The sequence below is a fragment of the Thalassospira permensis NBRC 106175 genome (assembly GCF_000714555.1).
Taxonomy (GTDB): domain Bacteria; phylum Pseudomonadota; class Alphaproteobacteria; order Rhodospirillales; family Thalassospiraceae; genus Thalassospira; species Thalassospira xiamenensis.
The window spans coordinates 72,073-93,455 of sequence record NZ_AUNC01000010.1 but is presented as its reverse complement, the minus strand read 5'-3'; the positions used below and the strand labels follow the sequence as shown (position 1 = coordinate 93,455).

General features: G+C 52.9%; 17 protein-coding genes. 9 read left to right on the top strand and 8 right to left on the bottom strand.

From position 1 onward, the window contains the following. Positions 1-370: 370 nt before the first annotated feature. Positions 371-1,414, top strand: a complete 1,044-nt coding sequence (locus SMB34_RS06720; protein WP_240478766.1) for a proline racemase family protein — start codon at positions 371-373, stop codon at positions 1,412-1,414. Positions 1,415-1,423: 9 nt separating this feature from the next. On the opposite strand, the gene SMB34_RS06715 is transcribed toward SMB34_RS06720, so the two are convergent. From SMB34_RS06715 to SMB34_RS06695, 5 genes are all read right to left on the bottom strand, one after another. Continuing rightward, positions 1,424-2,110, bottom strand: a complete 687-nt coding sequence (locus SMB34_RS06715; RefSeq protein WP_007091511.1) for a GntR family transcriptional regulator — start codon at positions 2,108-2,110, stop codon at positions 1,424-1,426. Between the two features lie 171 nt (positions 2,111-2,281). After that, the gene (locus tag SMB34_RS06710) at positions 2,282-3,283 is read right to left on the bottom strand and encodes a 4-hydroxyproline epimerase (protein ID WP_037988694.1); all 1,002 of its coding nucleotides are present in this window, start codon (positions 3,281-3,283) and stop codon (positions 2,282-2,284) included. A gap of 11 nt (positions 3,284-3,294) precedes the next feature. Continuing rightward, positions 3,295-4,584: an NAD(P)/FAD-dependent oxidoreductase gene (locus SMB34_RS06705; RefSeq protein WP_051682158.1), complete on the bottom strand. Its 1,290-nt coding sequence runs from the start codon at positions 4,582-4,584 to the stop codon at positions 3,295-3,297. Positions 4,585-4,762: 178 nt separating this feature from the next. Then, on the bottom strand, positions 4,763-5,659 hold the full coding sequence (locus SMB34_RS06700) for a dihydrodipicolinate synthase family protein (RefSeq protein WP_037988692.1): 897 nt from the start codon (positions 5,657-5,659) through the stop codon (positions 4,763-4,765). Between the two features lie 206 nt (positions 5,660-5,865). Next, positions 5,866-7,029 carry a glycosyltransferase family 4 protein gene (locus SMB34_RS06695; RefSeq protein ID WP_037988691.1) on the bottom strand — a complete coding sequence of 388 codons (1,164 nt, stop codon included), beginning with the start codon at positions 7,027-7,029 and terminating at the stop codon, positions 5,866-5,868. Positions 7,030-7,167: 138 nt separating this feature from the next. Here SMB34_RS06695 and SMB34_RS06690 point away from each other — a divergent pair, with 138 nt between their 5' ends. After that, a complete protein-coding gene (locus SMB34_RS06690; RefSeq protein WP_156962651.1) occupies positions 7,168-9,279 on the top strand; it encodes a bi-domain-containing oxidoreductase in 2,112 nt (703 codons plus the stop codon). Here the strand turns inward: SMB34_RS06690 and SMB34_RS06685 are convergent. Further along, positions 9,261-10,202, bottom strand: a complete 942-nt coding sequence (locus tag SMB34_RS06685) for an AEC family transporter (protein WP_037988687.1) — start codon at positions 10,200-10,202, stop codon at positions 9,261-9,263. The two genes, SMB34_RS06690 and SMB34_RS06685, sit on opposite strands and share 19 nt — an antisense overlap. A 188-nt stretch (positions 10,203-10,390) precedes the next feature. Then, positions 10,391-11,884: a glycerol kinase GlpK gene (gene glpK, locus SMB34_RS06680; protein ID WP_037988685.1), complete on the bottom strand. Its 1,494-nt coding sequence runs from the start codon at positions 11,882-11,884 to the stop codon at positions 10,391-10,393. A 272-nt stretch (positions 11,885-12,156) separates the two neighbouring features. Here glpK and SMB34_RS06675 point away from each other — a divergent pair, with 272 nt between their 5' ends. Further along, complete coding sequence (locus SMB34_RS06675; protein WP_037988683.1) at positions 12,157-13,251, top strand: UDP-N-acetyl glucosamine 2-epimerase; 1,095 nt, start codon at positions 12,157-12,159, stop codon at positions 13,249-13,251. 88 nt (positions 13,252-13,339) lie between these two features. Continuing rightward, a complete protein-coding gene (locus SMB34_RS06670; protein WP_037988681.1) occupies positions 13,340-13,852 on the top strand; it encodes a hypothetical protein in 513 nt (170 codons plus the stop codon). Between the two features lie 77 nt (positions 13,853-13,929). Here the strand turns inward: SMB34_RS06670 and SMB34_RS06665 are convergent, their stop codons facing one another. After that, positions 13,930-15,390: an NAD-dependent succinate-semialdehyde dehydrogenase gene (locus SMB34_RS06665; RefSeq protein WP_037988678.1), complete on the bottom strand. Its 1,461-nt coding sequence runs from the start codon at positions 15,388-15,390 to the stop codon at positions 13,930-13,932. A 553-nt stretch (positions 15,391-15,943) separates the two neighbouring features. Between SMB34_RS06665 and glpD the strand changes: the two genes are divergently transcribed. The 5 genes from glpD to SMB34_RS06635 are packed head-to-tail and all read left to right on the top strand — an operon-like array spanning position 15,944 to position 21,383. After that, complete coding sequence (gene glpD, locus SMB34_RS06655) at positions 15,944-17,485, top strand: glycerol-3-phosphate dehydrogenase (protein WP_037988674.1); 1,542 nt, start codon at positions 15,944-15,946, stop codon at positions 17,483-17,485. Continuing rightward, complete coding sequence (locus SMB34_RS06650; protein WP_037988671.1) at positions 17,482-18,582, top strand: ABC transporter ATP-binding protein; 1,101 nt, start codon at positions 17,482-17,484, stop codon at positions 18,580-18,582. The genes glpD and SMB34_RS06650 overlap by 4 nt, the downstream gene beginning before the upstream one ends. 15 nt (positions 18,583-18,597) lie before the next feature. Further along, the gene (locus tag SMB34_RS06645; protein WP_037988667.1) at positions 18,598-19,692 is read left to right on the top strand and encodes an ABC transporter ATP-binding protein; all 1,095 of its coding nucleotides are present in this window, start codon (positions 18,598-18,600) and stop codon (positions 19,690-19,692) included. A gap of 13 nt (positions 19,693-19,705) precedes the next feature. Beyond that, the gene (locus tag SMB34_RS06640; RefSeq protein ID WP_007091526.1) at positions 19,706-20,578 is read left to right on the top strand and encodes a carbohydrate ABC transporter permease; all 873 of its coding nucleotides are present in this window, start codon (positions 19,706-19,708) and stop codon (positions 20,576-20,578) included. 1 nt (position 20,579) lies between these two features. After that, a complete protein-coding gene (locus SMB34_RS06635; RefSeq protein ID WP_007091527.1) occupies positions 20,580-21,383 on the top strand; it encodes a carbohydrate ABC transporter permease in 804 nt (267 codons plus the stop codon).

Sequence of the window (21,383 nt, the reverse complement as noted above, 5' to 3'; positions counted from 1 at the left end):
CATCCCTTCCTACTGATCAACAATGTCAAAGAACTCTAGAGCCGTAGCCCTCAACCTCCAGTCCGCGTCGCCGTCTCCTTGCCGCCGCACCCCGTCGGTGGAGGCGGGTTATAGGGCCCCTCGCCGGACCTGTAAACACCTTTTTTAAGAAAAAATGACAGAAAGTGCGAGACGCAAAATTTTTGCGCGAAACCACATATAGGTTTCACTTTTATGACCTGCAAGGTCGCGCCTGACGCGAAAATCCGGGTGAGGGACTATTGCGCACATGTTCAAGGCCGTTAAGATAGACCTGCCGCGCCAGGTAAAGCACCCGACTTGAGCCGGAATCCAGCCCCGAATTTCCTTTAAAAATTTGCAGAACACCGAAATGAGCCGCCAAATGCCCTCCAAACTGTCCCTGCCCGACCGGGAATCCCCGATCAAAGTCATTGATATGCATACCGGCGGCGAACCGCTTCGGATTATCACATCGGGATATCCAGCGATTCCGGGCGACGATATTCTGGCCAAACGTCGATATGCCCGCGACGAACTTGATCATCTGCGGCGGTTTCTGATGTTCGAACCGCGCGGTCATTACGACATGTATGGTGCCATTCTGGTCGAACCGAGCCTGCCGGATGCTGATCTGGCGGTTCTGTTCATTCACAATGAAGGCTATTCGACCATGTGCGGCCACGCCATCATCGCCCTTGGCCGATATGCGGTTGATTACGGGTTGGTTACACCGATTGAACCGGTAACGCCGGTTAATATTGAATGCCCCTGCGGGCTGGTACGTGCCGAAGTATCGGTGACCAATGGGAAAAGTGGTGCCGTCCGTTTCAAATCAGTCCCATCCTTCATGTTTGCTGCTGATATTGAGCTCGCACTTGCCGATGACCAGACATTCAAAACAGATATCGGATATGGCGGTGCATTCTATGCCGTTCTGGATGCCGGGCAATTCGGCCTTGAGGTCGGGTCTTCACCGGTGCGGCACCTGATCGATATTGCGCAGTCCGTATGCAGCGCGGTGAATGCCAGTGTCACGCTAAACCATCCTGATCATGATGATCTGGCGTTTTTGTATGGCGCGATCCTGACCGATGGCAAAGACGCATCCGCCCAGGAACCGACACGCAATATATGTGTCTTTGCCGATAATCAGGTTGACCGCAGCCCGACTGGATCAGGCGTTAGCGCAAGGCTTGCCATTCTTCATGCCAAAGGATTGATCATGCCCGGCACGGTTCGAAGGTTTGAAAGTGTTATCGGATCAGAATTCGATGGCAGCGTTGTTAGCACAAACCGATGCGGGCCCTTCCCGGCCATAATTGCCGAAGTATCCGGACAGGCTCATTACAGCGGCGAAGCCAGCTTTTGGCAGGATGGGAGTGATGAAATCGGACGTGGCTTTATTGTCCGGTAACAATTGACGTCAGTTCGAGAGGCCCTCGCTGGCGCGGGCACCACGCAGGCATTCGATCAGGCTGTTTTTCGAATTCTCGATATGGGCTTCGAGAAGTTCGACCGCATAGTCGACATCGCGCGCCTTGCAGGCATCAAGTATATGGTGATGTTCGCGTTCGGCCCGATCAGTTGCCCCGGAAAGAGCGAGCTGTGCCTGTGTGAAGCGGACCGTGTTGTTTCCGATCATGCGGATGATTTCCAGCGTTTTGGGCCGGTTCGACGCACGATAAAGCCGATCATGGAATTCACGGTTAAGTTCGCCCCATTTCGAAATATCCCCAGACCGAAAGGATTCGTCGTAAACGGCTAGTATGTCTTCGACCGATTTGATGTCTTCGGGTGTCAGACGCGGCACCGCATGACGCAGCAATTCGCATTCCAGCATTTTGCGAACTTCAAAAAGTTCTTCGATCTCGTCAAGCGAGAGATGGGCAACAATCGCCCCCTTATGCGGCTGGAACGATACCAGACCTTCGGCATCCAGACGTTGAAGCGCCTCACGGACCGGGATTCGAGACACATTATATTCGGTAGCAATCGCATCCTGACGCAACTGGAACCCGGCCGGGAAGTCACCCGACAGGATACGGGCACGCAAATCTTCAGTGACCTGATCAGTAATGGTGCGGCGGGTAAAACGCGGTGATGCGGTCATTTTGGCTCTTTTTATCTGTCCTGTGCGGTATCGGGTCCGGCTTCATATCCCCAAACGTCACCGCCCCCTTTTTCTAGTCATACCGATGCGTTGGTTTACGCGCAATATAATTGCAATCACGCCGCTACGGTATCAGGAGCTTGAGAACAGAAACCGGCCCCGATCAAACGCCTATTTCACGATAAATCCATGCGCGTAAGGATCACGGTCATCAATGAAAATCGTGTTGTAACCATGCTTGCGTGCCCAGCCCTCGATCCCGGGCACGACCGCGTCATAGTCGCCGACCTTTGTCTGTTCGACGACGGAGACACGGAACTGCGATCCGATAATGCTTTCATGAACCAGCTCATGCGCTGGGTCCCACTGCCCCTTGCCAACCAATTGTGCCAGACGCGCAGAAGAGCCCGTCCCGCAGGGAGATCGATCAATCCCCTTATCACCGTAAAACACTGCATTGCGATGGGTGCTGTCAGGCTGGGTCGGTTTTCCAGTCCACTGGATATGTGACAGGCCCTTGATATCCGGGTGAAGTGGGTGAATGAACTCGCCAACCTCGTTCAGGCGACGACGAAGTTCCGGACTGATGCGCTGAAAATCGCCAACCGCGTATTCGGCCATGTCAAGGAAGTTTTCCTGTGGCTCGACAATCGCATAGAAATTGCCGCCATAAGCAACATCAACCTTGATCGGGCCAAGATCGGGACAATCGACCTCGATATCCGTTTTATACAGGAAGGACGGTACATTGGTCAGCTTGACCGATTCCACGTAATCGCCAACCTGTTTGTATTCGGCAATCACCAGCCCGGCAGGCGTTTCAAGACGCAGTACTCCCGGGGTTTTCGGCTTTACCAGACCTTCCTCGATTGCCATGGTGACCGTCCCAATTGTGCCGTGACCGCACATCGGTAGGCAGCCAGACGTCTCGATAAACAGGATGGCTACATCGCAATCATCGCGGGTCGGTTCATAAAGGATCGAGCCCGACATGATGTCATGGCCACGCGGCTCGAACATCAGTCCGGTTCGTATCCAGTCATATTCCGCCAGAAAATGCGCACGCTTTTCAAGCATATTTGCACCTTCAAGCTTTGGTCCGCCACCGGCAACCACACGCACCGGATTACCGCAGGTATGTCCATCAATACAGAAGAAGCTGTGTTTTGCCATTTGGGGCGGCCTTATCCTTGGAAACGATCAATACGATACGGGGTCATGTTAATGGGGGCAGTCGCTTCACTCATCAGGTCGGCGATCAGCCGTCCGGTGGTGGCCGCCATGGTCAGGCCAAGATGGCCGTGACCGAATGCGAAGAAGACATTTTCATGTTTGGGGCTTGCCGAAATCACCGGTTTGGAATCCGGCATTGAGGGGCGGAATCCCATCCATTCTGTCCCCCCTTCAGCACTGAGTTTCGGAAGAACTTCCTTGCCTTTGGCAAACAGAGCCTTGGCGCGATCATAATTGGGGGCAGCAACCAGACCGCCAAGCTCAACCGCCCCGCCCACACGAATACCCATTTCCATCGGCGTCAGAACAAAGCTGTCATCGGCACAAATAATCATGCGCGATAGCTTCACGCCATTATAAGGGACCGTTGTGTTATAACCCCGTTCGGTATCAAGAGGCACCGATGAACCAAGTCGCGTGGCCAGCGTTTTTGACCATGCACCGCATGCAATAACAACCTTGTCGAAGGTAATCTGTTCACCTTGTGCCGTCATCGCGGCACGCGGTTTGCCATCGCGGTAAACGAAATCGATAACCTCGGCATTCTGAAACTTTCCACCGCGTTCGATGAAATGGTTGTAAAGGCCGGTAACAATCCTGAACGGATCCAGAACCCTGCCCCAATCCTCCTCCATCACACCACACGTGAAGATCGGGGCCAGATCGGGCTCAATATCCCTGACCTCATCCTTGGTCAGATCACGAATTTTGACCCCGTTACGACGGCGAAGATCAATTCCGTATTCGGCATCCCGGCGTGTTTTCTCGCTGCGATAAACCCCCATAGCGCCTTCTTTTTTAAACACCGCACCGGAAAGGCCTGCATCTGCGATCACCGGATCGTAATCTTCCCAAGCGCGGTTGAGGATGGCTGCTAATTCGGTTGCAATCTGCTCTACCCGGCTTTTCGAACTGGCGGCCAGGAAACGGATCAGCCACGGCATCATTTTAGGCAAATAGGACCAGCGCACCGAAAGCGGCCCTAGCGGATCCATCAGCCAGCCTGGCACATTTGTCCAGACACCCGGCATGGCAATAGGCGCGCATTCAGTGACGGCAATTCCCCCAGCATTACCAAAGGATGCCCCCATCCCCGGTTCTCCGCGATCCAGAAGGGTGACGTCATAGCCCTTCTTCAAAAGAGCCAAACCGACATTGACCCCGACTATCCCGGAGCCGACAACGACGGCATGCTGTTTTGACTGTGAGGGGGACTTTGAAGCGGAAGAAGGTTTTGGCATGTTCCGGGCCCTGACTGCTTTGGTGTGCGCGTTTTATCTTGATCTCTCGTCTCGTGCCAGATGGCAGCAAACTCCCCTGCGAAAATCACAGGAGAGCTCACACTTGCCATCAAATCATACGCAAATGCAATCACGCCTTACGGAGCTGATGCGATGAATGCGTTGATTGCAAAGCGAATTAAAGTTTCGGGCGTGTGTCGATGGCTTTCTGGATGGTTGCGCGGATGCGTTCCATCTCCTCGCCAACCAGCGGAAGACGCGGAGCACGGACATGGGCCTTACCCACGCCGGTCATCTCCTGTGCCAGTTTGATATACTGAACAAGCTTGGCATGAACATCCATGTGCAGGACCGGGGTAAACCAGCGATAGATTTCAAGCGCTTCCTTGTATTTCCCCTCAGACAGCAGCTTCCAAAGTGCGACCGATTCCTGCGGGAAAGCATCGGTAAAGCCCGAAATCCAGCCAACCGCACCCAGAACCTGGGTTTCCATGACAAGGTCATCCATGCCACAGAACAGAACGAAACGATCACCACAGGCATTATAGATGTCGGTAATACGGCGCGGGTCGCCGGAGCTTTCCTTGATCGCAACCAGGTTCTTCACATCGGCAAGCTGGTTGAATTCTTCAGGCTTGATATCGATGCGATAGGCACCGGGGTTGTTATAGATCATGATCGGTAGCTTGGTCTTGGCAGCAACCGACCGGAAATGCTCGATATTTTCGCGCGGATCGGCGGTATAGATCATGCCCGGCAGAAGCATCAGGCCATCAGCGCCAAGTTCTTCGCATTTCTGCACGTAGCGAATGGCAGCCTGGGTCGAGTTTTCGGCAACGCCCGACAGAACCGGTATGCGACCGTTGGTAACTTCGACAGCAAGCTTGAGAACCGCGATTTTTTCTTCCGGCTCAAGGGTTGCGTTCTCGCCGACCGAGCCCAGCATGACAAGGCCGTCAACACCGGCCTTGATCAGGGCTTCGATCTGATGGGCGGTCATATCGAAATCGATTGAACCATCTTCATTCATCTGGGTGGCAACGGCGGGGAATACGCCAGTCCAGTTCACCTGCATGGAAAGTAACCTCCTGATTTGGTCGCGCGCCCATTAGTGGGTTAGACCGTTTAATCGTTAAAACCCGGATATTTTCGAGCCTAAATTACTCATATGTATATTGTATACAAATTTTAGAATTCGATAGCAATGGGAAATTTTAGAAAATAAAAGGCCCCGCCATGCGGAGCCCATCTTGGTTTCATTGTCTCAGTTTTCCAATTTTATTACGGTATTAATCCAGGCTTACCGGAGATAACATCAAGGGTCTCGCGGATGATCACTGCATCACACAGCTCTTGCTCGACCATGACACGCGCATTCTGGCCAAACTTCTGACGCTTTGCATCATCCTCCATAAGGTTCTCAATCGCATCTGCCAAAGCTTCCGCATCACCCAACCCTACCAGCAAACCGGTCTGTTCCTGTTTTACGATTTCACGACAGCCTGGAACATCTGTTGCAACCATCGCCAGACCGCTCGCAGCGGCCTCAAGCAAAGACTTCGGCAACCCTTCCCGCCAAGATGGCAGAACAGCCAGATCAGATTGCCTGAGCAATTCAGCAACATCGCTTCTTTTTCCAAGCCACTCTATCAAACCGTCATTCTGCCATTTCACAAGGCTTTCGGTGTCGGCAGAGTCAGGATTTACCGGATCAGAATCACCGACCAAAAGTATTCGGTAATCTCGGGCTCTGGATTTGAGGATACGCGCGGCATCAACCAGTTCTGCCAATCCCTTGGACCACAACATTCGGGCCACGAAGATCACAGTTTTGCGTAAACCATCAATTCCATCCTGCTCCCGCGGATGGAATTGCCTTATATCCACACCGGAACCACGCACGAGAGAAAGGCGCGTCTTGCGGAAGCCAAATCCACGCATCAGATCGAAATCATCCGAATTCTGAACAATGATGTGGATTGATGGGCATCTGGCATAAAATCGCAACAACATCGAAACCACAGCACGCACCAAACGCGCTTTGGTCCCGTTTGAAACGAACATGAACCCGAGCCCGGTTACCATGTTTACGGAACGACGCGCGCCAACCATCAACCCAGCAAGGCAAGATAAAACAACACATTGTATTGCGACATTGATAACCACATCCGGTTGCTCTCGACAGATAAGGCATGCAAGCGCCCTGATCGTCTTCAGCGATTTCAAAGGGCTAAGTCCACCGCGCGCAATCGGCACATCGATAACACGGAAACCCTCGGATCGCAGTTGGACAGCGGCGTCATTCGCGTTGCACGCGACAATCACCTCATCGCCACGCAAAAGTGCGGCCCGACCCAAACCAATCCGATGGGAAACGAAAGACCAATCCTCTCCGCAGACGAATAACAGTTTGCGACTACGCTTTGCCGAGACATTTTTTTTCATATGACGGATTCCGTGATTATGACATCGGCTTTGCTAAACGCCTGCCAAAGTCCCGTCAATGACGGATCGACCTGCACATACTGATATGATTTAATTCCTGTTCCATATTTCATCCCTAACGTGCATCAGGACGATATCATGACGGATATGCGGGCATTATTACGGTTTCCCGGTGAAAGGCGGCTTGCCGTGGCCGACTGCCCCGTTCCCGCCCTATTGCCCGGTACCATTCTGGTCCGCACAGAGATATCTGTCATCAGTAATGGTACGGAAAGACAGCAAGCTAGCGAAACCAAAGCGTCCCTTATTAGAAAGGCATGGCAGCGACCGGATCTGGTAGCGTTGACAATTGAAAAGTTTCGTCGCGACGGCGCGCAGGCAACCCTCAATGCCGTTAAAGGACGCCTTGGCAGACCAATGGCGACCGGATACGCCAATTGCGGAACTGTCGAGGCAATGGCCCCGGATGTCACCGACTTTGATATTGGTCAGCGCGTTGCCTGTGCGGGTATGGAGCATGCCAATCATGCAGAATATAACATTGTCCCACGCAATCTGGCTTGCCCCGTCCCCAACACTGTATCAGACGAGATGGCAGCTTTTGCCACCCTTTACGCCATCGGACTTCATGCCGCCCACCAAGGAGAACTTGAGATCGGGCAGAAGGTAGCCGTGATTGGATGCGGCCTAATCGGTCAAATAGTCACTCAAATCACAATCGCAGCCGGTGCGATTGTGACCGTGATTGAACCGTTTTCGGAGCGCAGAAAAAAAGCAGAAGAAAGCGGGGCCAAGTATGCCTATGCAGATATCAGCACCGCCCCTGTTGACCAGTTCGATGCTGTGCTTGTTTGCAGTAATAATAACAAAGCAGCACGCACCGTAATTGAATCGGCCGCAAAGCTTTGCCGTGATCGTGGCATCATTGTCTGCGTTGGAGACGTTGCTGTGAACGCACCGCGCAATATCCTGTATCGCAAGGAAATTACCATCCGGCAGGTGCGGTCCTATGGCCCGGGCCGTTATGACGCGAACTACGAGCAACTGGGACAGGACTACCCGATCGGCCATGCCCGATGGACGGTAAAACGGAACATGGCGGCAGCACTATCCCTGATGGAAAGTGGAAAGCTCGACCCGGCCTCGCTTATCTCCCATCGGATTAACCTGCATGAAGCTTCTGATTTTCTATCAGGAGGTGATGACCCGACCATAATGGCGACGGTCATTAAATATCATCGAACCGATAGCAAACCGCAACCACCAGCCCCAGTCAAAAAGATCAGCAAGCCTAATGTCATGCCGGTCCGGATCGGATTGATAGGCGCGGGAAATTACATGAACAGCGTTTTGCTCCCTCGATTAAAGCTGCGCAAAAAGGTCGCATTGAATGCGGTCGTCTCGGGCAAAGGTCTTTCGGCACTGGCCATCTGCCGGCATATGCCGGATATAACTACCGCGTCCGATCCGGATGAAATTCTGTCAAATCACGATATCAATACGGTGTTTATTGCCACCCGGCACGATAGCCATGCTGACCTCGCCAGTAAGGCCTTGGGCGCAGGGAAACATGTCTGGCTGGAGAAGCCGCTTTGCATCCATCCGAAACAGATCGGCGCACTCAAACAGGCCGCAGGATTGAGCCAAACACAGGTATTCATGGTTGGACATAATCGTCGCTTTGCGCCGATGACAGCCTGCCTGAAACAGCATCTAATCAAAGGCAAAAAGCAATTCCGCTATCAGGTACGTCCCAATCCACTCCCTTCCGATCACTGGCTGTACCGTCCTGATCAAGGTGGCAGAACAATCGGAGAAATCAGTCATTTCATTGATCTGATTGGCTATCTGACAGGTGCTGAAATGATCAGCCTTTCATGTGACTGGATTGATCGCAAGGCCGGTGACAGCGTTTGGTACATGCACTTTGCCGACGGATCACGAGGCGAAGTTTCTTACATGCATGCCGCCCGACGCAATATGCCAAAGGAAACTCTTGAGGTCCTTGCACCGGGATTTTCTGCCACGATCCAAGATTGGCGGAAGCTTGTGATCAATGGCAACACTGTCATGCGAAAAGGCATTTTTAAAAGCCCTGACAAAGGGCATGACAACGCCATTGATTGCTTCATTGATGCCCTAAGCTCAGGCATCCACGACCATCGAATGCAAGGGATCGCAGCAGAAATAAGCTTGATGGACCAAATTCTGTCCGCGGCCGAAGGCAGCCGTCATGATGCCCCGGCATAAAGCACAATAAGCGGCAAAGTGATCACACTGATCAGCGTCGTGATCAGAATGGTCGTGGAAGACCGATCGATACAAACACTGTAGCTACCAGCAATGATTGCCACATTCGCCCCCGCAGGAAGAGCTGCAATCAGAACCACGATGGTCAACCACAGCGGTTGCAAGTCAAAAATAAAATGAGCGATCAGGAACACAAGAACCGGCTGCACAAACATTTTCGCAACAGTGCACAGCATGCTTGCGGACATATTGCCACGAACGGACTGCCCATAAAGCCCAGCCCCGACCAGAAGCAACGCGATTGTGGGCCCTGCCGTCCGAAACCGTTCGAGTGTTCCATCAATCATTTCGGGCAATCGAAGATCAATCAGGGACGCCAGTACACCAAGGATAATCGCAATGATAATCGGATTGCGCAAAACCCGAATGATACTGCGAACGACATTGGGCAACCAATGCCCGCCGCCAGAACGCGAACCTTCCACGATCATCACCGTAAGCCCCAACAAGGTCAGCGGATGGATCGACAGGATAATCAGAAGCGGTACCAGACCTTCTTCACCGTATACCGCCTGAACCAGAGGAATACCGAGCAGCACAATATTGGAGAAAACCCCGCCCATGGCGGTTACAGCCGCCTCGTCCGTTCTCGCCTTAAGCCACGCCCGTGCCACCATAAACACCAGTAAAAAGTTCAGAAGTGCGCCCGCATAGTAGCTACCCCACAAGCGCAAATCGAAATGCGCACTGATGTCGGATTGCGACAGGGTTTGAAACAACATAGCCGGAATAAAGGCATTCATCGCAAGGCGGGCAAGGAACGGAATGCCTTCGCGGCTGATAACGCGGAAACGGGTTAAAAGATAACCACACAGGATCGTCAAAAAAACAGGTCCAACTTTTCCAACGATCAGATCAAGCATCTTCCCCCCTGGCCGCCCGGTGACGGTCCCCAAACGGTCGCACCCTGTATCCAATAGCAGCAGTTCTATGAAAATACGGACGAATATCCGCAAAAAGAAAGGACAGTACCACGTGGTACCGTCCCGATCTTACAAAGCAATTTATGCGATGACCAGTCTGTAAAGCCATCGGACAACAGCGAAACTATTCAGCCCTGCTCTGTCATGGTTCGCTTGACCGCACTCTTCCAGCCGCCCAAAAGATGTTTCCGGCGACCAGCTTCAAGTTCTGGTTTGAATTCAGCATCCATATGCCAGTTTTCGGCGATATGATGGAGGTCGCGGTAAACCCCCGCCTGCAACCCCGCAAGATAGGCGGCACCAAGTGCAGTTGTTTCCGTCACAACCGGGCGCTGAACCGGAATATCAAGAATATCTGAGAGGTTCTGACACAACCAGTCATTGGCAACCATACCACCGTCAACCCGAACGGCCTTGGGCGAAACACCGTCTGCCGCCATCGCTTCGAACAGATCAAAGGTCTGATAACAAACGCTTTCAAGTGCGGCACGAACGAATTCACGTGGCCCCGTGTCACGGGTCAATCCGAAAATGGCACCGCGCGCATCCGGATCCCAATAAGGCGCACCAAGTCCGGTAAAGGCCGGAACAAGATAAACGCCGTGATTATCGTCAAGCGATTTGGCCAAACCTTCACTTTCGGCGGCCGATTTGATGATGCCAAGACCATCACGCAGCCACTGCACCGCCGCTCCGGCAACAAAAATCGCCCCTTCGATGGCATAGCTGGTTTTGCCATTCAAACGATAACCGACCGTGGTCAGCAAACGATGCTGCGATGTCACAGCATCATCCCCGGTATTGAGAATCACAAAACAACCGGTGCCATAGGTGCTTTTGATGTCGCCTGGCTCAAAGCAGCACTGACCGAATGCGGCCGCCTGCTGGTCGCCTGCCATACCCAGGACAGGAATTTCACGCCCAAAGATATCGGCATCCACCATTCCGAAATCGGCAGCACAATCCTTGACTTCCGGCAACATGCGCTTGGGAACACGGAAGATTTCGCACAACCTGTCATCCCAGACATTGTCGCGAATATTGAAAAGATTGGTGCGTGCGGCATTGGTGGCATCCGTCGCGTGCGATTTTCCGCCGGTCAAACGCCACAGCAGGAATGAGTCGACCGTACCAAACGCTAGGTCACCCTGTTCGGCCAGCGCCCGTGCACCGGTGACATGATCGAGTATCCACGCAGCCTTGGTTGCCGAGAAATACGGATCGATCAAAAGCCCGCTTCGATTATTGACATCAGTTTCAAGGTCCGGATCACGCTTTTTCAAATCATGGCACAAAGCCGCAGTCCGACGATCCTGCCAAACGATGGCATTATAAACGGCTTTGCCCGTCTTGCGGTCCCAAACCACGGTGGTTTCACGCTGGTTGGTGATGCCTATTGCCACAACGTTGGCAATATCGATCCGCGACAAAGCTTCGCGACAAACCGCAACAACCGTTTCCCAAAGGTCTTCAGGATCATGTTCCACCCAGCCACTATTGGGAAAATGTTGGGGAAATTCCTGTTGCGCGACCGCCACGGATCGGCCAGTGGCATCGAACACGATGGCGCGTGAGCTGGTGGTACCCTGATCAATTGCCAGAATGTAACGTGTATCGGTCATTTCTGTTTCCTCCCGAGCCGACAGTTGGTCTGCCGTACCGTTCCGGTCCTTTGCGGCGGCTGATTTTTACCGTGCATCCGACCGGTTCAACTGATTTTCTGTTTCTATTTAGAAAAGAAACACACCAAAAAACAATTCGTTTTCGAAAATTTTATCACATTTATTGACAAACCACCTATCCCGTTTGGCAGCTGATCAGCCAAAATGATATAAAAGACAACACGTTATCATACGCTCATCCAGCTTGAGCATTCATCAGGAAAAACGCCGCAATGATCATCGATCTGGTCTATGGCACCCGCCCCAACCTGATCAAGGCTGCCGCCCTTTATCTGACGTGGTGGGAAAGGCGCGATGATTTACCTTTTACCCTTCGTCTGATCGATACCGGCCAACACTGGGACCCGGCCCTTTCCGAAGGTTTGCGTTTTTCGCTTGGCATACCTGCTCCTGAAATCCGACTTGGAATCGGGCAACCGGGAAATAACCGGAGCACACTCGTTCAGAATGCAGACGATGCCTATTGCCGGGTGCTAGACCAATCACTGCCGCAGGCAACGATCGTCATCGGTGATGTTAACGGCTCTTTGGGTGTCGCGCGCGCGGCAAGAAGACATTCGATTTTTCTGATCCACCTCGAAGCCGGCTTGCGAGGCGGGTTTGATGCCATCGCCGAAGAAGCCAACCGGACTGAAATTGACATCCTTTGCGACATGCATTGGGCCCCGGATGAAACTGCGGCCAACAACCTGCGCAAAGAAGGCATCGACGCAAAGGGAATCCAAAATGTCGGTAATATCATAATTGATGCGATGCTCCGCTTTGGTGGAACGAGCATACCAATTGATCCTTCTTCGCCCGGTACCGGGCCTGTATTACTGACACTACATCGGGCTGAAAATATTGATAACCTTGTTCGACTATCATCAATCGTGAATGCGATTGTTGACCTTGCCCGGGAAACTCAAATCGTCTGGCCGCTTCACCACCGCGCACAAGAATCCCTTGTAAAAAGCAGTCTTTGGCGCCGAATTCGGGATGCCGAAAACATCAAGGTCACATCCCCCATGCTCTATCCCGATTTCCTGTCAGTTCTTTTTCACGCCCGCTATGTGATAACGGATTCTGGTGGTATGATTGATGAATGCGCCTGGCTTGGAAAAGCTGGGTGTATTTTGCGACCGACAACAGAACGTCCGACTGCATTGAGTGCTTCCGCACTGGAAATTTGTGAACCGGAAGACCTGGTCAAAAAAGCCGACAGCCTGTTCGAGGTAAAAATGCCCCCGTCCCCTTTCCGGCCTGCCGGCTGGGATGGCAAGGCAGCCGGGCGAATGCTTGATACGCTAATTCCGTTTGTTCGGTGAAGCTTACCGATAAATCGCGGCACGGGATTTGCAACCTTAAGTCCCATGACAGGATTTTACCGGCATTATTTTCCCATGGAGGATCGGGATGGCAATATATGACACCCTGATGAGCATCACCAACACGACGTCCAGCGTCAAAAGCACCTATGCGGCGGCAAAAACCATTGCGTCGAACAGTCGACCGCTGCCCGAAGAGAACAAGGAAAAAAATGCCGATATCGCCTATATCAAGGAACACGGCTTCACGACTTATGTGAAGGAGCTTGAAGAACGCAAGATCGAAGAGATGCGCCGCAAGATCCTTCAATCGATGGGCCTTGATGAGGAAAGTCTGGCCAAGATGGGCGCAACCGAACGTCAAGCAATCGAAAAAGCGATTGCTGATGCGATCGAGGAAAAGCTGAACGGCGCGTCACTCGCCAACAAGCAAAACAACGACGATGAAACACCGTCAGAACGACGTGATCGCATGCAGGCTGAAATTGCATTCAACCCGAATATGTTCGACGTTTTCACAGCACTTCAGTCTGAACTTTCGGATGGCTCGGTCCAGTCGATCACATCCGATAACAAGAAAAAGAACGAGAACGCAGCATAACATTGTGATTGCGTGTAAAAACCAAAGGCGCTGTCATTTCGACAGCGCCTTTTTCGTTTCGGAAGTCCGAAAATGCCTTAATCGTCAATGCCTGCCATGCAGACATATTTGACTTCAAGGTAATCCTCTACCCCGTATTTTGAACCTTCGCGGCCGATACCGGATTGCTTGTAGCCGCCAAACGGGGCAACTTCGGTTGCGATCACACCAGCATTGACACCGACCAGACCGGTTTCAAGGCCCTCGGCCAGCTTCCAAATGCGGCTAATGTCGCGTGAATAGAAGTAAGAGGCCAGACCGAACTCTGAATCATTGGCCATTTCCAGCACTTCATCATCACTGTGGAAGCGGATCAGCGGTGCCATCGGACCGAAAGTTTCCTCGCGGAAGACCAGCATATCCCGGTTGGCATCGGCAATCACGGTTGGCTCAAAGAAGCTGCCGCCTTTTGCGTGGCGCTTGCCACCGGTCAGAACCCGGCCACCTTTGGAAACGGCGTCGGCAATCTGGTTTTCAACCTTCTCGACAGCCTTTTCCGTGATCAGCGGGCCAAGGACAACACCTTCTTCGGTGCCATCGCCAACTTTCATCGCCGATGCCTTGGCGGCATATTTTTCGGCAAATTCGTCATAGACAGCATCATGAACAAAGATACGGTTTGCGCAAACACAGGTCTGGCCACTGTTGCGGTATTTCGAGGCAATCGCCCCTTCGACTGCGGCATCAATATCGGCATCTTCACAGACAATGAACGGAGCATTACCACCGAGCTCGAGGCTGATTTTTTTGACCGTGTCGGCACATTGACGCATCAGCAAACGTCCAACTGCGGTTGAACCGGTAAAAGTCAATTTGCGAACCGTCGGGTTTTCGGTCATTTCGGCACCGATGGTTTTGGCATCACCGGTCACAATAGATAGAAGCCCCTTTGGCAAACCGGCGCGTTCGGCCAGAACTGCCATGGCCAGAGCCGAATATGGAGTTTCTATTGCCGGTTTGACGACCATCGCACAGCCCACTGCCAAAGCCGGTGCCGCCTTGCGCGTGATCATCGCGGTGGGGAAGTTCCACGGCGTGATTGCCGCACAAACGCCAACCGGCTCTTTCAGAACAACAACCCGGCGCCCCTGTGCAAAAGTCGGAATAACATCGCCATAGATGCGTTTGCCTTCCTCGGCAAACCATTGGAGGAAAGACGACGCATAGGCTATTTCACCGCGCGCCTCTGCAAGCGGCTTGCCCTGTTCGGCCGTCATCAGGCGTGCCAGGTCTTCCTGATTTTCCATCATTAGGTCGTACCATTTCATCAAAATGGTCGAGCGTTCCTTGGCAGTCCGTTTCTTCCACTGCTTTTGCGCCTTTTCGGCGACTTCAATCGCGTGGGCAACGACATCGCGGCCCAAAACAGGCACAGTGCCAAGCACTTCGCCATTCGCGGGATTGGTGACCTGTTCGGTTTTGCCGTCTGGGGCGTCGACCCATTCACCGCCAATATAGGCTTGCTGGGTGAACAAGGACGGGTCTTTTAAAGAAATCATAGGAATGCCTCCGGAGTTTTGCTTTGGGATCGAAGCATGAAAGTCATGAACATCATCTAGTTCGATCCGTGGTGGTTGCCACATCTTCGCAAGTTAAAAGACCATTTGGCAATCGCAAACACCTCGACCGCCGCGCTTTGCAACAAGATTGCGTTGCCCATCAGCCATGGCTGGCATTTTCGCATAGTGGGCTGGCAAAACCGTAAGCTTCCGCGCCCGGGGGCAAATTGCACCGGGGTGACGTTGCAATCTTATGCAATTAGGGAACAGGTGATCTGTTTTATTTTTTTCGGATTCAAACGATTCTGATCAACTTTCCAGATCAAACCGGATCATCCCGTCATCGAACGGAAAGCCGAAACAAATCGTGCAGAATCGAAGATCTCAATTATAACAATACACTACAACCCCACATTCTTATTTCGTTATCGAAAATTAAAATTCTTCATAATTTTCGCTTGCAATTATTTTGGGTGGTTCGTAACGTTTTTGACATAACAGAATGACAGTTGAGAACATCTGTCACAAATCAGGGCAATCAGGGAGGAAGCGGTTGCTCACTTCAGAAACATACGACATTGCCATTATCGGCGGTGGCATCAACGGTGCAGGCATTGCGCGCGATGCGTCCGGCCGCGGCCTTAAAGTCTTTCTTTGCGAGAAGAACGACCTTGCAAGTGCGACTTCATCGGCCAGCACAAAGCTGATCCATGGCGGGTTGCGTTATCTGGAACATTACGAATTCCGTCTGGTGCGAGAGGCCCTGATCGAGCGCGAAGTGCTTTTGAACGCTGCCCCGCACATCATCTGGCCGCTTCGCTTTGTTCTCCCCCACGTTAAAGGATTACGTCCGGCCTGGATGATTCGACTGGGCCTGTTCCTGTATGATCATCTGGGGGGGCGCGAAAAACTTCCTGGCTCCGAAGGCATCCACCTTGATCATCATGTCGCCGGTGCCCCACTGGTAACTGGCATGAAAAAGGCGTTCATCTATTCCGATTGCTGGGTGCAGGATGCGCGCCTTGTTGTGCTTAATGCCATGGATGCCCGAAATCGCGGTGCAGTTATCCGTGTCGGCACCGAATGTGTATCGGCACGTCGCGAGGGCGATCTTTGGTCTGTTGCGGTTCGCGACAGTGCGGGTGAACACACGATCAAGGCCCGCTCGCTGGTCAATGCTGCCGGTCCATGGTGTGCCGAAATCCTTGAAAAACGCGTCGAAGCGAAAAAGAAGCATGGTATCCGCATGGTGCAGGGCAGTCACATCGTGGTGCCAAAACTGTTTGACCATGATTACTGCTATATCTTCCAGAATCCCGATGGTCGCATCGTATTTGCCATCCCCTATGAACAGGATTTTACTCTGATCGGCACTACGGACCGCGATTACGAAGGCGACCCGTCCAAAGTCGCGATCAGCAGCGATGAAATCAGCTATCTGTGCGAATTGGCCAACTCCTATTTCGCTCACAAGATCGCACCGGCCGATGTCGTCTGGTCCTATTCTGGTGTTCGCCCGCTTTATGGGGATGGCTCCGAAGACGCATCCCAGGTCACGCGCGACTACGTTCTTGAAATCGATAATGGTGACAAAGGTGCGCCACTTCTGAACATCTACGGCGGCAAAATCACCACCTATCGCAAACTGGCCGAATCAGCGATGAGCAAACTTTCGCCCTATCTCGGGGTTGCGGATGATCGCTGGACCGATAGCGTGCCCCTTCCAGGGGGCGACATGCCTAATGGCGATTTCGAAAGCTATCTTGCTGCAACGCAAAAGAAATTTCCGTGGATTCCGGCGGCTCAACTCTACCGCTATGTGCGAAACTACGGCACACTGACCCACACCATCATTGGCGATGCATCCGACCTTTCGGGGCTGGGCACGCATCTTGGCGATGATATTTACGAATGCGAACTGCGCTATCTGGCGGCTCAGGAATGGGCGCGTACTGCCGATGACGTTCTGTGGCGCCGATCCAAACTCGGCCTGCATCTGTCAAAGGACACCCAGACCGCCATTGCGCAATGGTTTGCGACTGAAACCAAATCGAATAACGCCGTGAAAACGGGCGAAGGAACAAATGTGAAATGACCCTTACGCTTGAAAACATAACCAAGACCGTGGAAGGGGAAACCCACGTCGACAATGTGTCGATGTCGCTGGAGCCGGGATCATTTAACGTCCTGCTCGGGCGGACACTGGCTGGCAAAACGACGCTTATGCGCATTATGGCCGGTCTTGAACCACCAACCGGCGGACGCATTCTGGTCAATGGCAAGGATGTCACCGGCATGCCGGTTCAGAAACGCAACGTCGCCATGGTCTACCAGCAGTTCATCAATTATCCGTCGATGAGCGTCTATGACAATATCGCATCACCGCTTAAATTGCAGGGCGTTGATGCTGCTGAAATTGAACGCCGTGTGAAATCCACCGCCGAACTGATGCATATCGAACATCTGCTGGATCGACTGCCACAGGAACTGTCGGGTGGTCAGCAGCAGCGCACCGCCATGGCGCGCGCCATGGTCAAGGATTGCACTCTGCTTCTGCTTGATGAACCACTGGTCAACCTTGACTATAAACTGCGCGAAGAACTGCGCGAAGAAATCCCGAACCTTCTGGCGAAACGCGACACAATTGTCGTTTACGCCACCACCGAGCCGATGGAGGCCCTTTTGCTGGGCGGCAAATGCGCGGTGATGCATGAAGGTCGCGTAACCCAGTTCGGCCCGACGACGCAGGTCTATCACAACCCGGCATTTGTCGAGACGGGTCTGATCTTTTCCGATCCGCCGATCAATCTGGTCAAGGCCGAAGTCCGCGATGGCGCACTTTATCTGGCAAGCGGCCATCAGGTCCCGCTGACCGGCCATCTTTCGGTACTCGCGAATGGCCAATACACCATCGGGGTTCGTGCAAATCATTTGTCGGTCGATCAGACCAGTACGGAATGCGTTGCGATGCAGGGCCAGGTTGAACTTGCTGAAATCACTGGCTCCGAGACTTTTGTCCATGTCCATTTCAATGATGTTTCCTGGGTGATCCAGGAAGAAGGTGTGCACAACCCGCGGCTTGGCGAGGCAGCCACCTTCTATGTCGATCCCAAACGTCTGTTTGCCTATGACGCCAATGATCGCCTTGTGGCGGCACCGCCCGTTGAAATTCAAAACGGCAAGGCCGCCTGAGGTTGGAGAATTAAAATGGCACGTATCGATCTTAAAAGCCTTGCGCACTCTTATTTCCCAGACCCGAAAGGGGACGAGGACTACGCCCTTCGCCGCATGGAACATGTTTGGGAAGATGGCGGGGCCTATGCCCTTCTTGGCCCGTCGGGCTGTGGCAAGACCACTTTGCTTAACATCATTTCCGGTCTTCTAACCCCGTCCGATGGACAGGTCCTTTTTGATGGCAAGGACGTCACCAGACTGGCCCCGGAAGAACGCAATATTGCGCAGGTTTTCCAGTTCCCGGTAATTTACGACACCATGACCGTTTACGAAAACCTTGCCTTCCCGCTGCGCAATCGTGGCGTTGATTCAAAACGGGTTGACGAACGTGTTCGCGAAATTGCCGGAATGCTCGACCTGACCGGCAAGCTAAAGCAAAAAGCACGCGGTCTGGGTGCGGACGAAAAACAGACGATTTCGCTTGGCCGCGGACTGGTTCGCGACGATGTTTCGGCGATCCTGTTTGACGAACCGCTAACCGTGATTGACCCGCATCTGAAATGGGTCCTGCGTCGCAAGCTTAAGGAAATTCACAACAAACTGCGCCCCACCATGGTCTATGTGACCCATGACCAGGTCGAAGCCCTGACTTTCGCAGACAAAGTCGTTGTCATGTATGGCGGCAAGGTCGTGCAGCTTGGAACCCCGCAGGAACTGTTTGAAAATCCGGCCCACACCTTTGTTGGTTACTTCATCGGAAGCCCCGGCATGAACATCATGCCCTGCAATATCGATGCAGGTGCAGCATGGATTGATGGCAAACGCATCGCGCTTTCGGATCGCCACATCGAAGCCGTTGCCAAGGCATCAGGCCCGATTGAACTTGGCATCCGTCCCGAATTCCTGCGCATCGAAACCGGAAACGGCTCCGAAGGCGACAACGGGATCGAGGTCAATATCGTCAAGGTCGAAGACCTTGGCCAATACAAGATCGCAACCACCCGTTTCGGATCATCCGAAATGAAGGTCAAGGTTAGCGAAGATCAGCAGATCACAGGCCAAAGTGGCATCCTCCGGTTTGCACCGGAATGGACCAAGCTTTACGCCGACAGTCAGCTGGTCGCGTGAGGGGGATGGGGAAATGAACAAGATTACCAACAATAAGGCATGGTTCCTCGTCCTGCCGGTCTTCTTTATCGTCGCCATCAGCGCGATCATTCCTTTGATGACGGTCGTGAACTATTCGGTTCAGGATATTTTTGATCCGCAAACCCGTTTCTTTGTCGGTGCCGACTGGTTCCGTCAGGTCCTTGAAGACAGCCGTCTGCATGATGCCCTGATCCGCCAGATCATTTATACCGGCAGCGTGCTGTTCATCGAAATTCCGCTGGGTATTGGCATTGCGTTAACCCTGCCACGCAAAGGCTGGGGTGTTTCGGCCTGCATGGTTCTTCTGGCTTTGCCATTGCTTATTCCATGGAACGTGGTTGGCACCATCTGGCAGATTTTTGGCCGTGCCGATATCGGTCTTGGTGGTTATGCGCTTAACATGATTGGCATGGACTACAACTACAGCCAGAACCCGATGGATGCGTGGGTGACCGTCCTTGTGATGGATATCTGGCACTGGACCAGCCTGATTGTTCTGCTGTGCTATGCCGGTCTTCGGTCGATCCCGGATGCCTATTATCAGGCCGCCAAGATTGACGGTGCTTCGAACTGGGCCGTGTTCCGGTTTATCCAGCTTCCGAAAATGCAGTCGGTCCTCGTGATCGGTGTCCTGCTGCGCTTCATGGACAGTTTCATGATCTATACCGAACCCTTCGTGCTTACGGGCGGCGGGCCCGGTACGGCCACCACATTCCTCAGCCAGTTTCTGGTCACGATTGCAGTGGGTCAGTTCGACCTTGGTCCGGCTGCGGCATTCTCGCTGATCTACTTCCTGATCATTCTGCTGGTTTGCTGGGTTTTCTATACCGTCGTAATGAACGCCGGAAAGCGGGAGGAACAATAAAATGCGGTTCCAGAAACGTCATATCGCACTTCTTCTTTATATCGTGTTCCTGTTGCTGCCGATTTATTGGCTGTTCAACATGTCGATCAAGACCAATTCGGAAATCCTGGGCGCAATGACCCTGTTCCCGGATAATCCGACACTGGCAAACTATGCAACCATCCTGACCGATCCGGCATGGTATTCGGGCTATATCAACTCAATGATCTATGTCGGGATCAACGTCGTGATCTCGCTTCTGGTTGCTCTGCCCGCGGCATATGCTTTTTCCCGCTATAACTTTACCGGTGATAAGCATCTGTTCTTCTGGCTCCTGACCAACCGCATGGCACCGCCTGCCGTGTTCCTGCTGCCGTTTTTCCAGCTTTATTCAAGTGTTGGCCTGTTTGACACCCATATCGCTGTGGCGCTTGCGCACTGCCTGTTCAACGTGCCGCTGGCCGTATGGATCCTTGAAGGTTTCATGTCGGGCATTCCAAAGGAAATCGACGAAACCGCCTATATCGACGGTTATTCCTTCCCGCGCTTCTTCACCACGATCTTCATTCCGCTGATCCGTTCGGGTATCGGTGTGACGGCCTTCTTCTGCTTCATGTTCAGCTGGGTTGAACTGTTGCTGGCCCGCACTCTGACTTCGGTCGATGCCAAACCGATCGTGGCTACCATGACCCGTACCGTTTCGGCATCGGGGCTTGATTGGGGTGTTCTGGCAGCGGCGGGTGTATTGACAATCGTGCCGGGGGCTTTGGTGATCTGGTTCGTTCGCAACTACATCGCCAAGGGCTTCGCGATGGGCCGCGTGTAA